This is a genomic window from Blautia hansenii, from assembly GCF_013304445.1.
Lineage (GTDB): Bacteria > Bacillota > Clostridia > Lachnospirales > Lachnospiraceae > Blautia.
Genome location: NZ_JAAITA010000010.1, coordinates 1 through 14,766, shown reverse-complemented (window position 1 = coordinate 14,766; position 14,766 = coordinate 1). Strand labels below are relative to the sequence as shown.

Here is a 14,766-nt window from a genome sequence, read left to right as displayed (position 1 = left end):
TTATATTAGAAAGAGGAGAAAAGCATGAAAAGTATAAGACTTATTAAAGGACAAACTATGAGATTAAAAAAACCAGAAGATTTTTCAAATAAGGTGTTTTGGAGTACGGGATTTTTAAGATATGATGGCAATTTTCTTAAAAATGCAGGTTATTATAAAATTAAGAGAGAGCTAAGGGTCGGAGAGGCGGAAGGAGAACGAAGAGCAGAAGCAGCCAAAGCAGATCATCTCTTAAAAATAGATGAAATTTCTAATCAGGATGTATGTATAACAGCAGAAAATAAAGGGAATGTTGTGGTAAGCGTTAAAGATGATACTGGAAAAGAGAGGAAGTGGAGACTGGAAATATTGCATGAAAATCCGAACCATTTACCAGATGTATCAAAAGATGATTTTAGAAAAATTCGTTTGAAATGGAAACAATTATTGACAGGGCAAGGATTAAATGCCACAGAGGAAGGGCGAGAACTGCTGAATGAGATTCATAGAGATGCAGAGAACGTATGGAATAAGTATTTTTATAAGGGGCAGAAAATATGTGAAGGCATTCCGTGGAAAGAAAATCAGAAAGAACAAGAAAACAAAGACATTCCTTATATAGACGATGCAATAAAATTTACATCAGCTTTTCAAAATGTTCTGGTTTTATGTAAAGCTTATGGGGCAGAAGGGGGACTGTTTTATAAAAATCAAGAATTATTGCAAGATATTATCAATATTTTAGATTTTTTATGTAACAAGTGTTATGTGCCGAAAACCCAAACAGATAATTGGTGGACATGGGAAATAGGTATTCCTAAGGAATTAATTCCTTCTTTAATGATTATTTTTGACAGTCTTACAAAAGAACAGATATGGAAATATACAGAGGGAATTGCCTTTTTTCAACTGGATCCTTTCCATGAAGGGGGAATTGGAACTGCCAGCACCCATGGACAGGGATATCGCAAGGGGCAAGGGGCAAATATTATTGACTGTTCTACAATAGCAGTGGGATTAGGTGCTTTAAGAGAGGATAATGAGCTGGTATATCTAGGGATGCTTGCATCTGCAGAGACTTTTGTTATTAAAAATGTGGAGGAAAGCAGCAAAATTTCCAATAAGGGATATGAAAGCGGGTTTTATTCGGATGGTTCTTATTTAGATCATGTAAAGGTGCCTTACTTGGGGGCTTATGGGATTGAGTTTATGAAGGGAGCTGCTAAAATTCCGTATTTACTTTACGAAACACCATGGAAATATCCGACTAGTGTATGGAAAAATTTAGAATCATATATTATGGATGGATTTGGAAATGCCATATATAAAGGTTGTATGTTGGATTGTTTGAAAGGGCGTTCTGTATCCAGACCAACATGGAGCAACCGGGATATAGGACGTGAAGCCATGAAAATTATTATTAGATTGCTGGATTTTTTAGGGGAGAATTCAAAAGAAACAGTATTTGCCATGTTAAAAGAGTGGGTAGAGGCAGATAAAGGTTTTTTAGACAGTTTAAAAAATGTAGAAGATATAAACATAAAACACAAAGCACAGAAACTTTTAAGAAATACATCTATTGTAAGTTATGCTGCACCTGTACATAAATCATATCCTCTTATGGACAGAGTAATTCATAGAAGAAAAAAATATCTTTTTGCAGTATCCATGTATTCAGAACGTATCCAAAACACAGAGATTATGAATCATGAAAATCGCTTTGGATGGCATCAGAATAATGGAATGACTTATATTTATGATGATGATAATCAGTATACAGAAAATTATTGGAACACAGTAAATCCTTTAAGACTTTGTGGAACTACGATAGTACCGGTTGATATAGGAAATGGTAAACCGGATAGTTCGGGTTATGCACAGGGAGGAGACTTTTGCTCTAAAGAAAGTTGGGTAGGAGGAACAACCATTGAGAACTATGGCATTAGCGGAATGTCTTTTTCAGGAGAGATCCAAAAAATTCCGGGCGATCCTGTTGTTTCTTATGCGCCGGACTTGAAGGGAAAGAAGTCTTGGTTTATGTTTGAGAATGAAATTGTTTGTTTGGGTGCAGGTATCACCAATAAAAATATAGAGCTTCCGGTGGAAACCATTGTTGAGAATAAGAAACTGAGAAAAGATGGAAGCAATCAGTTTCTGGTAAATGGAGAGAAAACAGATATTCCGGTAAAAGAAGCTAACGTAAAAGAGTTAGTCAAACGTAGTGTGGATGTGTCTGGGAGATGTTTTGAACGGGTGAGCTGGGCACATTTAGAGGGGAATCGGGCAAAAGGAACAGGATATTATTTCCCAGAAAAAAATACAGAAATTCAGGTTCGCCGAGGACAAACAGATGGAAGCTGGAAAGACGTAGGAACTTTTGAGGGAGGAAGTACAGAAAACTATTTGGAAATGTGGATGGATCATGGACAGAATCCGGAAAACGCATCTTATAGTTATGTGCTGCTGCCGGAAACAAGCGCGGAAGAAACAGAAAATTACGTAAGGGCACCGAAGGTAAGCATATTGGAAAATAGCAGTGAGGTGCAGGCTGTATATCATGAAGAACTGGGAATTACAGGAATAAATTTCTGGCGGGAGCAGGGAGGAAATGTAAATGGAATAACAAGTGATAGAGCTGCTTCTGTTATGCTCCAGGAAACTGCCAAGGGAACGTTAAAAGTTTCTGTTTCTGATCCAACTATGAAAAATCAAGGACAGATTCAAATTACTATTAAAAAAAAGGTCGGAGACAGCATCCTTCTGGATGAAAGTGTTACTTGTGAAAAGACTGAAAATAGTGTAGTTCTGGTTTTTGATATGGCGAGAAGAAATGGCAGATCATGTATGGCAGAGTTCAAAATAGCTTCAGATTAAAGAGTGAGGAGTGAAAATTCAAGGGAAAAGATATTTTTTTGTTGAATAGATGATTGAAAAATGCAAAAAAACGATATAGAAAGAGGGAAAAGGTGAAAATATACAAGAAAATAATATAGTATTCAAGAATACGAGATATACATATAAGAATCTTTTGCTTAGAATATAAAGCATCAAGAAAATGCCGGCCAGCATAGATGATAAAAAAAGAAGAAGCAATATGTTAAAGTTAAGGAGGATTAACATGAGAAGCAAGTGGGTTCGTATTATTAGTATGGCTTTAGTTGGTACTATGTTATTAACTGGTTGTGGGGCAGCTGGTGGAGATAAGAAAGAAGACTCAAAGGATGAAAAGAGAGAGGTATCTGATAACTTAAATAAAGAAGGTCTGCCGATTTTAAAAGAGAAAGAAACTTTTACTATTGCAGTACCACAAAAGAGTACATTAAAATCAGCGGCAGAAAAGGAATGTGTGAAGGCTGCTGAAGAAGCTACAAATGTTCATATTGAGTGGGTAGAAATTCCTGCTTCAGGCTGGAAAGAAAAAATTAATATCATGTTCAGCACAGATAGCTTACCAGATGCAATTATTGGTGCTGTAGATATGGCGAAGAATTATGAACAGTTAGCAGAGTTAGATGAAATGTTAAAAGAGTATGCACCTAATACAACAGCGTTCTTTGAATCAAGAGACGATTATCCAACAGCTTTATACTCACCAGATGGAAAAGTCCATACACTGCCAACAGGAGATGAAGCAATTCAAAATATTATTGACTCACAATTGTGGATTAATCAGAAGTGGTTAGACAATTTGGGATTACAGATGCCTACTACTATTGATGAATTTAAAGAAGTATTGATTGCGTTCCGTGATAAAGATCCTAATGGAAATGGAAAAGCAGATGAAATTCCATTTACATTCCGCGATGCCTGGGGATGGGGCGGAACCATTGAAAATCTCTTTGGACCTTTCGGCGTGTTAGAAACAGCCAGCCATGTATTCACAAAGGACGGAAAAGTTACTTTCAGTGCAGCAGAGCAGGGGTATTATGATGCATTGGAATGGATGAACGGCTTGTATAAAGAAGGATTGTTTGATAAAGAAGCTTTTACACTTAGTGGAGATCAGTATGCATCAAGAGGTGCAGCCGGAGATAACTTAGGTGTTGTTGCAGGTTATCGTGCAAATGAAGCAGGTGTTGTAAACGAAACAGACTATCGTGCAGTTCCTGTATTAAAAGGAAAAGACGGTACACAGATGATTGGAACCAACAACGTAACAAGAACAGGTGGTTTTGTAATCAGCAAAACTTGTAAAAACCCAGAAGCCTTAGTTCGCTGGTATGATTATATCAATTCAAGTCTGGAATTAGCTCTTGACTGGGGACGTGGTGCAGAGGATGTAACTTGGAGAATTCTGGAACAGGATGGAGAACAGATTCCTCAGTTTATTACAATGGACGAAACAACTTTAAAAGAAAATGGTGGATATCAGTCTAAGGCAGAATATAGAAATGCAGAAAGTTTTTCAGGTGATACACCTTCTCTCTGGAAATATGAATATGCTCAGAAAGTAATAACGGATGAGAATTGTCCACCGGATTATAAATTAGAGGCTGTAAATGATCAGATGCAGTATGGAGTTATGGAACTTCCTTCCGGGACAGCTACTCTGGAAAATTCAGAAAGAAGAACAATTTTATTAGCTGACATTGATAACTACTTGAAAAAATTTATTGCAGATTCTGTAATCAATGGTATTGATGAAGGAAAATGGGAAGAACATCAGAAAACACTAAAATCCCTTAAAGTAGAGGAATATACAAAACTTTGTCAGGAATTTGTTGACTCTTTAGAAACAGATAAATAGCAAAGAAGTATAATCTGGTACAGTGCTTGTGTGAGTGCAGTGCTGTACCAGATTGTGTTTATGGAGGGAAATATGTCAAATACAAAAAAAGGAAAAAAAAGTGGGAAGTTTCTTCGACACTTAAAGAGAACATGGGTGTGCTATTTGTTTATTCTTCCCATGGTTATTTATGTAGTATTATTTAGTTATGTTCCAATGTATGGAATACAGCTGGCTTTTAAAGATTACCGTCCTAATGATGGGATTTGGGGTAGTGCATGGGTTGGATTGGAACATTTTAAAACTTTTTTTGAATCTTTTCAGTTTAAAGACTTGCTGTGGAATACCTTGTCATTAAGTTTTTATTCTTTAATTGCAGGCTTTCCAATGCCGATTATTTTTGCTTTATTCTTAAATTATATTACTAAGAAACGTTTGAAAAAGGCAGCGCAGATGATTACTTATGCACCACACTTTATTTCAATGGTAGTATATTGTGGTATGATTTTAATTTTCTTATCCAGTGATGGTGTTGTAAACCAGCTTTTAATGATTTTTGGAGTTGATCCGGTAGGATTTTTATCAAATCCAGAGAATTTTAGACACATTTATGTATGGTCCGGAGTACTACAGGGTATTGGATGGGGCTCTATTATGTATATCTCCGTATTGACATCTGTTGGACCGGAGCTTCATGAAGCCGCTACGGTAGATGGAGCAAGTCGTTTTCAAAGGTTGCTTTATATCGATCTACCTTCCATTATGCCGACTATGGTAATTATGTTAATTATGAGAGCCGGAGAAATCATGGACTTAGGATTTGAAAAAGCGTTCTTATTACAGAATAGTATTAACCTTGAATATTCAGAAATTATTTCAACTTATGTATATAAAATTGGTATTCAAAATGGACAGTTTAGCTATTCAGCAGCAATTGGCTTGTTTAACAATGTTATTAACCTGCTGCTGTTAGTTGTAGTAAATAAGATTGCAAAACGTGTTTCAGATGTAAGTCTTTGGTAGGAAGGAGTAGGCAATGAATAAGTTGAAAAAAATGAGTAAATCAGATATCGTATTTCTTTTTATTGTTTATGCTACGGTTATTCTGATTTCGGTTGTTATTTTATATCCATTGTGGTTTGTTATAATTGCATCAATTAGTGATCCTAATTTGGTTGCCACAGGAGAAGTTCTTCTTTTGCCCAAAGGAGTAACCTTTGAAGGATTCAAGTATATTTTTAGAGATCCTAGAATTTGGTCAGGGTACTACAATACCATTCGTTATACGGTTGTAGGAACTATGCTGGCGTTATTTATTACGATTCCGGCAGGATATGCATTGTCCAGAACGGATATGATGGGACGCGGAATTATCATGAAACTGTTAATTGTGACAAAATACTTTTCCGGTGGTTTGATTCCTACTTATTTAGTAGTAAAAGGTCTCGGGCTCGTAAATACTCCTTATGTGTTAATGATTTTAGGCTCATTTTCCGTATTTAACTTAATTTTGTGCAGAACATATTTCCTGAATACAATGCCTATCGAATTGCAGGAGGCTGCAGAAATCGATGGATGTGGTATTTTCCAGTATTTCCTGAAAGTAGTAATTCCTTTGTCAAAATCCATTATTGCAATTATGGTACTTTATTATGCGGTAGGTCATTGGAACTCCTTCTTTAATGGATTGATTTATGTAACGGATAGTGATTTATATCCATTGCAGCTGATTTTAAGAGATATTTTGATTACAGGGCAGTCTGTAGATCCATCAACTGTAGATCCGGATTCTCTGGAATTGATGAAACAGATTGCAAGAACAATTCAGTATGGTGTAATTATTGTATCTTCTTTACCGGTACTGGTGTTGTATCCTTTTGTTCAGAAACATTTTGTAAAAGGTGTTATGATTGGTTCAGTGAAAGGTTGATGATATTTCATGGAAAATGTATTGATTATACATGTGGACCAGCTTAGACGAGATGTATTAAGCTGTTATGGAGGAAAGGAAGTGCAGACGCCGAATATTGATTTTCTTGCGGAAAATGGAGTTCTGTTAGAGAATTTTTATACACCAAGTGCTGTCTGCACCCCCTCAAGGGGGTGCTTTTTTACGGGCAATTATCCCCACGAAAACGGAGCATATAGAAATGGAATTCCTGTAAAAAAGGATGCACATGGATTTGCAGAAGCGTTTGCAAAAGCAGGATATCATACAGGATATCTGGGAAAATGGCATTTAGCAGACCATAAGGAAAGAGGAGATGACTTAGGAGAATATAATCCTCTGGGATTTGAGGATTGGGATTATAAAGTAGAATTTGGACATTGTAAATCTGTTGCTTATGAAAATGGAAAAGTAAGACCGAAAAGAGAAGTAGGAAATAAAAGAAGTTATACAACGGATTGGCTTACAGATGAGACAATTAAATTTTTAAATAATCAGCTAAAAAATACAAGCCCTTTTTTATTTACGGTAAGTATACCGGATCCTCATCAACCATTTGAAGTCAGACCGCCTTATGATACAATGTTTGACCCATTAAAAGTAGAAATACCGGAAAGCTTCTGGGAAAGAGAAATACCGGATTGGGCAGAAAGAGATACATGGGGAAGATTGCACTATTATCCGTATGGACTTTTCGAAAGAGAAGGACATTTGCGTAGATTGAAAGCTCAATATCTTGGAGCTGTAAAATGTATTGATGATAACATTGGAAGAATTATTCAATGTTTAAAAGATACAGGATTATGGGAAAACACTATGGTTGTTTTTACCACAGATCATGGCGAATATATGGGGGAACATGGACTTATGGAGAAAAATAATCTCTATGAAAGTGTATATCATATTCCTTGTGTGATTTCTATGCCATGGAAGAACATTCAGGAAAGACGCTGCAATACATGGATAAATGTGGTGGATTTTGCCCCTACGTTAGCTGGAATGATGGAAATTCCTTATCCGTTTCAGGTACAGGGGAGAGACTTATCAACACATCTTTTGGAAAACAGAAAAACGGAACAGGTTCTTTATATTCATCCCAGTGATGTGCCGAGAGCAGGAATTATTACACCGGAATTTGAACTTGCTTATGTGGGAAAGGGATGGTGTGAGGAAGAATTCCATGACCATATTTTATTTGATATGAGAAAAGATCCTCTCCAGATGACAAATGTATTTGGAAAACCGGAGTATACTGAGGTACAAAGAACGTTGACAGAAAAGATAAGGAAACATTTTGAAGAAATCGGTACACCGAAGAAGTTTTTGCCAAAAGAAGTATGGACAGTTGAAGAAAAGGACGGGAATTAAAATGAAAAGTGTGTTTCTTCCAAAAGATAATCATGGAGAAATCTTACATGCTCATGGAGGGCAGATTTTAATAGAAAACGGGATTTATTACTGGATTGGAGAAAACAGAACACAGAGAAACAAAGTTTCCTGTTATAAATCGAAGGATTTTTTAAATTGGGAATTTTGTAATCACATTTTAACTCTGGACTCGGAGGTAGAGGAAAAATTTTCGGACAGAGATTTGCGTTTGGATATACCGGAACAGAAAGCTTCTATTGGTACAGGTTGCAATATAGAGCGCCCTAAGGTGATTTACAATGAAAAAACGCAACAATATGTGATGTGGGCACATTGGGAGATGCCGTCAGACTATAAACTTGCCAGATGTGCGGTAGCTGTGTGTGATACCATTGACGGAGATTATACATATCTTGGAAGCTTCAATCCAATGGGATACATGTCACGGGATTGTACTCTTTTTGTAGATGATGATAAGTGTGCATATTTTATATCTGCTGCAAGAGATAATCAGGATTTACATATTTATCGTTTGACAGAGGATTATTTGTCAATCGAGAGTAAAGTGTGTACTTTATGGTCGGGAGAACTAAGAGAAGCGCCGGTGATGTTTAAAAGAAACGGATATTATTATCTTTTAACCAGCGGATGCACAGGCTGGAAACCAAATCAGTCGTCTTACGCATATTCCCGCTGTATTGACCATGGGTGGTCGAAGCGTTTTGAGCTGGGAAATGAAACTACGTTTCAATCTCAACCTACTGCAATTATTAAAACAGAGAATATTTTATCAGGTGAAGTCCAATATTGGTATTTGGGAGACCGTTGGGGTGGTTGCGGAGAAGCGTATTTTCAGTCGGAATATGTACTTTTACCATTAATATTTTCTTCAGATACGGATTTACATTTAGAGTGGGGGGAGGAGATACTACATGAATATTTTATTCATCATGGCAGATGACCAAGGTTCATGGGCGATGAACTGTGGGGGAACAAAAGAATTGTATACACCTAACTTAAATCGAATAGCAGAAAGCGGAATGCAGTTTCAAAATTTTTACTGTGTATCGCCGGTCTGCTCTCCGGCAAGAGCCTCTGTACTTACCGGTAATATTCCTTCTTCTCATGGTGTGCATGACTGGATACGAAGCGGAAATATTGATAAAGATAAGTTTGAAGAGGCAGGCAGAGAAAATCCGTACTGGAATGGGTATTCCTGTGAAAACAAGCCGATTTCTTATTTAGAAGGAAAAACTACATACACAGATGTGCTAAATGAAAATGGATATAGGTGTGCTCTGGCAGGTAAATGGCATTTAGGTGACAGTGTTTGCCCTCAACATGGTTTTTCTAAGTGGTATACCATTGGATTAGGGGGATGTGATTATTTTCATCCGGATATTGTGGAAAATGGAAATATAAAAGTTTTGCACAATCAGTATGTTACAGAAGTAATTGCAAACAAAGCAATAGAATACTTAAACGAGTTTCAGCATCAAGAAGAACCCTTTTATCTTTCTGTGCATTTTACAGCACCTCATTCTCCATGGGGAGAAGGACAACATCCTAAAAAATGGATGGATTACTATGAAAATTGTGATTTCCCAAGTATTCCTGATGAGGCAGATCACCCGGATTTAACTACGGGACCGGTATTTGGAACTGAAAAGAGAAAAGAAAATCTCAGAGGTTACTTTGCGGCAATCAGCGCAATGGATGAGCAAATCGGAAGGATTTTAGATACTCTTGAGGCAAATGGGTTAAGAGAAAATACTCTTGTTGTGTATACAGCAGATAATGGTATGAGTATGGGGCATCATGGTGTATGGGGGAAAGGAAATGGAACGTTTCCTTTTAATATGTACGAAACATCTGTAAAAGTACCATTTCTTATGTCTTTACCGGGGGTAATTCCGCAAGGAAAAAGAGAAGAAACTATTCTTAGTGCATATGATATTTTTCCCACACTTTTAGAGCTTTGTCACATAGATGGAGAGAATTATAAAAAATTGCCGGGCAGAAGCTTTGCATATCTTCTTCGAGGGGAAAAGGAACAGAGGAAGAGGGATGAAGAAATCGTGGTGTTTGATGAATATGGTCCGGTGCGTATGATTCGCAATCAAGATTGGAAATATATTCATCGATATCCGTATGGACCTCATGAGCTATATTATTTAACGGAGGATCCGGAGGAAAAAGAAAATTTATGCGGACAACCGAAATATGAAAAAACGGTAGTCGAAATGAGAGCAAGGTTAAATGAATGGTTTAATAAGTATGCAGATGAAAAGGTAGATGGAGTAAAAGAGAGTGTCACCGGATTGGGACAAATGTGTCGAGCCGGCATTTATTCAGAAAAAACAGATACGTATTATTGTGAAAAATAGTATGATCATAGCGGAAGAGGAGAAAATTATGGCACAGACATTTGAAAACCTTGAAAAATATCAAGGGTGTAGTCAGGAGTTGATTGAACAGGCAGTTCGTCAGGCAACAGATATTGTAAAAGGAAATTTAAAAGATTTTACAGATTTTTTTCAGTCACCAAATACGAAGCAGGGATTTTATTGGCAGACAGAAAATGCAGAATGGACCACAGGATTTTGGACCGGTGTTGTATGGCTGGCTTATGAGCTTACAAACGATGAGGAATTTAAGAAAACAGGGGAAATTCATGTAAACAGCTTTTTAAATCGTATTCAGAAAAAAATTGATGTGAATAATCACGATATGGGATTTCTGTATAGTCTTTCCTGTGTTGCGGCATATAAACTTTGCGGAAACGAAAAGGGAAAAGAGGCTGCAATATTGGCAGCCGATCACTTGCTTACCAGATACAGAGAAAACGGAGAGTTTATTCAGGCATGGGGAAATGTAGGAGATCCAAAGGATTATCGCCTAATTATTGACTGTCTGTTAAATCTTCCCTTATTATACTGGGCAACAGAGGCAACAGGAAATCCGGAATATGCTGAAAAGGCATGCAAACATATTCATACAGCAATGCAGTGCGTGTTAAGAGAGGATCATTCTACTTATCACACATATTATATTGATCCGGAAACCGGAAAGCCTTCTCATGGCGTAACGCATCAGGGAAATCGAAATGGTTCTGCATGGGCAAGAGGACAGGCCTGGGGTGTTTATGGTGTAGCTTTGAGCTATCGCTATCAAAAAAATCCAGAATATATTCAGATGTTCCGAGATGTAACCGATTACTTTATTGAGCATTTACCGGAGGATTTAATTCCATATTGGGATTTTGACTTTGACACAGGGAGCACAGAGCCAAGAGATTCTTCTTCCTCTGCCATTGCGATTTGTGGTATTTATGAAATGCTTCCATATTTGGAAAAAAAGGAAGCAGAAAAATATCGTATGGCAGCCGATAAAATGCTGCGTGCTCTGATTGAGAGATGTACGGTAAAATCCATCGAACAGTCGAATGGACTTCTGTTGCATGGCACCTATGCAAGGGACTCTAAAGAAAATACCTGTACGGATAGAGGTGTGGATGAGTGTAATACATGGGGGGATTATTTCTATTTAGAAGCTCTTAGAAGAAGATGTGGAGCATGGAACCCTTACTGGTAAGGAGGAAAATCATGAAGAAAAGACCAAATTTATTATATGTTTTTCTGGATCAGTGGCGATATCAGGCAATGGGGTATGCAAAATCAGATGAAGTGTGTACGCCACACATGGACAGCTTTGCAAGGGAAAGCTTAGATTGCACCGAAGCGGTCAGTACCTTTCCACTTTGTTCTCCCCATCGTGCGTCTTTGCTTACGGGAAAATATCCTTTTAGTGTAGGAATGTGGACCAACTGTAAAATAGGATTGAGTGAAGTCTTAATGTTAAAACCGCAGGAAACCTGTATTGGAAATGTATTAAAGGATACAGGCTACCATACAGGTTATATTGGAAAATGGCATTTAGATGCTTCCGAACAGAACTTTGAGAAAAATCCGATTTCCGGGGCAAGTCACTGGGATGCTTATACACCACCGGGGGAAAGAAGACAAGGTTTTGATTATTGGCTGTCTTATGGTGCTTGTGATGAACATTTAGATCCCCATTATTGGGCGGATACACCGGAACAGATTAAGCCGGGTTGCTGGTCGCCGGAATTTGAGACGGATAAGGCATTGGAATATATGGAAGAAAAGAAAAATCAGGCGGAGCCCTTTGCATTGTTTGTCTCTTACAATCCACCTCATCTTCCGCATGAATTGGTACCGGATAAATATTATGAACAGTACAAGGATATGCCGGTGTATTTCAGAGAAAATGTGCCTGAGGAAAAACGGACTCCGGATATGGAAACTATTACCAGACAGTATTTTGCAGCAGTTACCGGTGTAGATGAACAGTTTGGAAGACTTTTAGAGTTTTTGAAAGAAAATGGAATGGAAGAAGATACGATTGTGGTACTTTCTGCAGATCATGGAGAAATGTTAGGTTCACATGGACACATGGGTAAAAATGTGTGGTATGAGGAGTCCATACATATTCCGTTGTATATTCGTCAGAAAGGGCGCCTGACTCCTGCAAAATACAAGGAACTGGTAGCAAGTCCCGACCACATGCCTACACTTTTAGGACTTCTGGATATTCCTGTGCCGGATACCTGTCAAGGATTTAATCATGCACCGGGAATACTGGGACAGGAAAGTGATGCGCCGCAAGATGCGTTTTTATGTTCTTATCCGGGAATGCCGGAAATGGTAGCAGCCTTTGAAAAACAAGGGCTGAACAGTAAGTGTTATGGGTGGAGAGGTATTCGGACACATATACATACTTTTGTAATAAATAATGGATATAAACCGGGAGAAAAACAGGTGAAAATGTTGTATAACAATGAAGAAGATCCTTATCAGCAAAATCCCATTATGATTACGGAGCTGAACGAGGAGCTTGCAGCAGATTATGAAAAAGATCTGCGAGAATATTTGGATATGCAGCAAGATCCATTTCTTATGTAAAAGCGAGAGGCTGTTGCTTAGGCAATAGTCTCTGCTTGTATCAACGTATTTGACGATCAGGAGGAAGATTATGAAAAGACGACAGGTTATTTTTATTATGACAGATACCCAGCGTACGGATATGTTGGGGTGTTACGGAAATTCTGCAATGCTTACACCAAATCTGGACAGACTTGCGGCAGAGGGGATACGATAAAGCCTATACCACACAGCCTGTATGCCAGCCCGCAAGGTCTGCAATCTTTACAAGAAGTTATCCTCATTCCTGTGCAAGCTGGTCAAATTGTATGGGACTTTCCGATAATGTACAGAGCATTGGACAGCGACTAAGTGATGCAGGTGTTCATACCGCTTATGTAGGAAAGTGGCATCTTGATGGTGGAGATTACTTTGGACTTGGAAGATGTCCAAAGGGGTGGGATGAGGATTACTGGTATGATATGAAGTGCTTTTTAGATGAGCTTACGCCGGAGGAAAGATACCGTATTCGTCAGATAGAAAGTATTGAAAAATATAATATCACAGAAGATATGACCTACGGACATCGCTGTGCAGATAGAGCAGTGGATTTTATTGAAAAACACAAAGACGAAGATTATTTTCTGGTTATGTCTTTAGATGAGCCTCACGGTCCTCATATCTGTCCGAAAAAATATGTGGATTGCTAATAAATCATATATGTCTTTTTGACTATCTTTTTATATCTTCTTAAATGTCCGCAAAGCCTTATTTTATAGGCTCTACGGGCATTTTGCTTTTGTGGTAAACCTCACATATCTAGGTCTATCTTCTTATATTTTCGCTATCAAGCGTGGTTAAAATCGTGGTAAATACTTCTTATGCGATTAGACGCTGAACCTCTGATTTTGCGGTATCTATGGACGCATGAGCATACCAGTTCATTGTGATACTGATGTTTGAATGTCCCATGATATACTGTAAATCTTTCGGGTTCATGTTCTTGCTTGCCAGTCTTGTGCAGAACGTATGGCGTAGCGTATGTGGTGTGATATGTGGCAAGGGGTTATCCTTGTGGTGTTTGTTATATTTCTTTACCATACGGACAAATAAGGCGTTGTAATCAATCGCAACTTTAGGATTGCCTTTCGGATTGACGAACAGAAAATCTTTGTATCCGTCTATCTCTATCAGTTTCCCTTTTGTGCGTTTCCTTATGACCCGTTGAAATGCCTGTATCGTTTCTCTGCTTAATGGCACTTGCCTTGTTCCACTCTTTGTCTTAGGCGTTTCAATATAATAGCCCTGTTCCTTGCTCTTTAATAACTGGTGGTCGATAACCACAACCTCATTCTTGAAATCAATATCGGCTACTGTCAGTCCGCACAGTTCCGAGATACGAAGTCCTGTCTTTAACAGTATCAGCACATCATCATAATACTTGTGATACACGTTATCCGTCTTGATGAATGACAGTAAGGCTTGTTCCTGTTCCTCTGTCAATGCTACTTTCTCTTTGGTATCATTTTCTATGATTTCACTTAACTTGAAATTAAAAGGGTTTTTCCTTACACAATCGTCTTGTATGGCGATATAGAATGACGCTTTTAACGAGCGTTTATGGTTGTTAATAGTGTTATAGGAAAAGCCTTTGTCTTTCATGCGTAACGCCCATTCTTTAGCGTCAGAGGGTTTTATCGTATCAATGCTCCTAGCACCTAACTTGTCCTCTTTCAATAACCGCATGAGTTGTTCCCGTTGTTTCTGTGTGCTTTTCTTCACATTTGCCCTCTGTGCGTTCT

At 38.0% G+C, this 14,766-nt stretch carries 12 protein-coding genes; 11 read left to right on the top strand and 1 reads right to left on the bottom strand.

Annotated features, from left to right (window positions below; genetic code table 11):
• Window positions 1-24: 24 nt before the first annotated feature.
• The 11 genes from G5A70_RS08915 to G5A70_RS08870 all read left to right on the top strand — a co-directional run bounded on the left by G5A70_RS08915 (window position 25) and on the right by G5A70_RS08870 (window position 13,674).
• Window positions 25-2,853, top strand: a complete 2,829-nt coding sequence (locus tag G5A70_RS08915; protein ID WP_173749301.1) for a polysaccharide lyase 8 family protein — start codon at window positions 25-27, stop codon at window positions 2,851-2,853.
• Window positions 2,854-3,097: 244 nt separating this feature from the next.
• Window positions 3,098-4,726: an extracellular solute-binding protein gene (locus G5A70_RS08910; RefSeq protein ID WP_226853590.1), complete on the top strand. Its 1,629-nt coding sequence runs from the start codon at window positions 3,098-3,100 to the stop codon at window positions 4,724-4,726.
• A gap of 72 nt (window positions 4,727-4,798) precedes the next feature.
• Window positions 4,799-5,728 carry an ABC transporter permease gene (locus G5A70_RS08905; protein WP_226853588.1) on the top strand — a complete coding sequence of 310 codons (930 nt, stop codon included), beginning with the start codon at window positions 4,799-4,801 and terminating at the stop codon, window positions 5,726-5,728.
• A gap of 13 nt (window positions 5,729-5,741) precedes the next feature.
• The gene (locus tag G5A70_RS08900; RefSeq protein WP_173749298.1) at window positions 5,742-6,635 is read left to right on the top strand and encodes a carbohydrate ABC transporter permease; all 894 of its coding nucleotides are present in this window, start codon (window positions 5,742-5,744) and stop codon (window positions 6,633-6,635) included.
• A 9-nt stretch (window positions 6,636-6,644) separates the two neighbouring features.
• Window positions 6,645-8,021 carry a sulfatase-like hydrolase/transferase gene (locus G5A70_RS08895; protein ID WP_173749297.1) on the top strand — a complete coding sequence of 459 codons (1,377 nt, stop codon included), beginning with the start codon at window positions 6,645-6,647 and terminating at the stop codon, window positions 8,019-8,021.
• Window position 8,022: 1 nt separating this feature from the next.
• The gene (locus G5A70_RS08890) at window positions 8,023-8,982 is read left to right on the top strand and encodes a family 43 glycosylhydrolase (RefSeq protein WP_173749296.1); all 960 of its coding nucleotides are present in this window, start codon (window positions 8,023-8,025) and stop codon (window positions 8,980-8,982) included.
• Window positions 8,954-10,408 (top strand): sulfatase-like hydrolase/transferase, encoded by a 1,455-nt coding sequence (locus G5A70_RS08885; protein WP_173749295.1) that lies wholly within the window; start codon window positions 8,954-8,956, stop codon window positions 10,406-10,408. The genes G5A70_RS08890 and G5A70_RS08885 overlap by 29 nt, the downstream gene beginning before the upstream one ends.
• Before the next feature lie 28 nt (window positions 10,409-10,436).
• On the top strand, window positions 10,437-11,615 hold the full coding sequence (locus tag G5A70_RS08880) for a glycoside hydrolase family 88 protein (protein ID WP_173749294.1): 1,179 nt from the start codon (window positions 10,437-10,439) through the stop codon (window positions 11,613-11,615).
• A gap of 11 nt (window positions 11,616-11,626) precedes the next feature.
• Entirely contained in the window at window positions 11,627-13,006 is a 1,380-nt protein-coding gene (locus G5A70_RS08875; RefSeq protein WP_226853586.1) for a sulfatase, read from the top strand.
• 70 nt (window positions 13,007-13,076) lie between these two features.
• Complete coding sequence (locus tag G5A70_RS16015; RefSeq protein ID WP_330027262.1) at window positions 13,077-13,202, top strand: sulfatase-like hydrolase/transferase; 126 nt, start codon at window positions 13,077-13,079, stop codon at window positions 13,200-13,202.
• Window positions 13,180-13,674, top strand: a complete 495-nt coding sequence (locus G5A70_RS08870; RefSeq protein WP_330605591.1) for a sulfatase-like hydrolase/transferase — start codon at window positions 13,180-13,182, stop codon at window positions 13,672-13,674. Before G5A70_RS16015 ends, G5A70_RS08870 begins: the two co-directional genes overlap by 23 nt.
• Window positions 13,675-13,843: 169 nt before the next feature.
• Here the strand turns inward: G5A70_RS08870 and G5A70_RS08865 are convergent.
• Window positions 13,844-14,766 (bottom strand): tyrosine-type recombinase/integrase (locus G5A70_RS08865; protein ID WP_226853584.1); only part of this gene is annotated, 923 nt, incomplete at its 5' end.

What these genes read in the sequence shown, in the direction of transcription:
- G5A70_RS08915 (WP_173749301.1), top strand. Translation starts at nt 25, where the DNA reads ATGAAAAGTATAAGACTTATTAAAGGACAAACTATGAGATTAAAAAAA.
- G5A70_RS08910 (WP_226853590.1), top strand. Translation starts at nt 3,098, where the DNA reads ATGAGAAGCAAGTGGGTTCGTATTATTAGTATGGCTTTAGTTGGTACT.
- G5A70_RS08905 (WP_226853588.1), top strand. Translation starts at nt 4,799, where the DNA reads ATGTCAAATACAAAAAAAGGAAAAAAAAGTGGGAAGTTTCTTCGACAC.
- G5A70_RS08900 (WP_173749298.1), top strand. Translation starts at nt 5,742, where the DNA reads ATGAATAAGTTGAAAAAAATGAGTAAATCAGATATCGTATTTCTTTTT.
- G5A70_RS08895 (WP_173749297.1), top strand. Translation starts at nt 6,645, where the DNA reads ATGGAAAATGTATTGATTATACATGTGGACCAGCTTAGACGAGATGTA.
- G5A70_RS08890 (WP_173749296.1), top strand. Translation starts at nt 8,023, where the DNA reads ATGAAAAGTGTGTTTCTTCCAAAAGATAATCATGGAGAAATCTTACAT.
- G5A70_RS08885 (WP_173749295.1), top strand. Translation starts at nt 8,954, where the DNA reads ATGAATATTTTATTCATCATGGCAGATGACCAAGGTTCATGGGCGATG.
- G5A70_RS08880 (WP_173749294.1), top strand. Translation starts at nt 10,437, where the DNA reads ATGGCACAGACATTTGAAAACCTTGAAAAATATCAAGGGTGTAGTCAG.
- G5A70_RS08875 (WP_226853586.1), top strand. Translation starts at nt 11,627, where the DNA reads ATGAAGAAAAGACCAAATTTATTATATGTTTTTCTGGATCAGTGGCGA.
- G5A70_RS16015 (WP_330027262.1), top strand. Translation starts at nt 13,077, where the DNA reads ATGAAAAGACGACAGGTTATTTTTATTATGACAGATACCCAGCGTACG.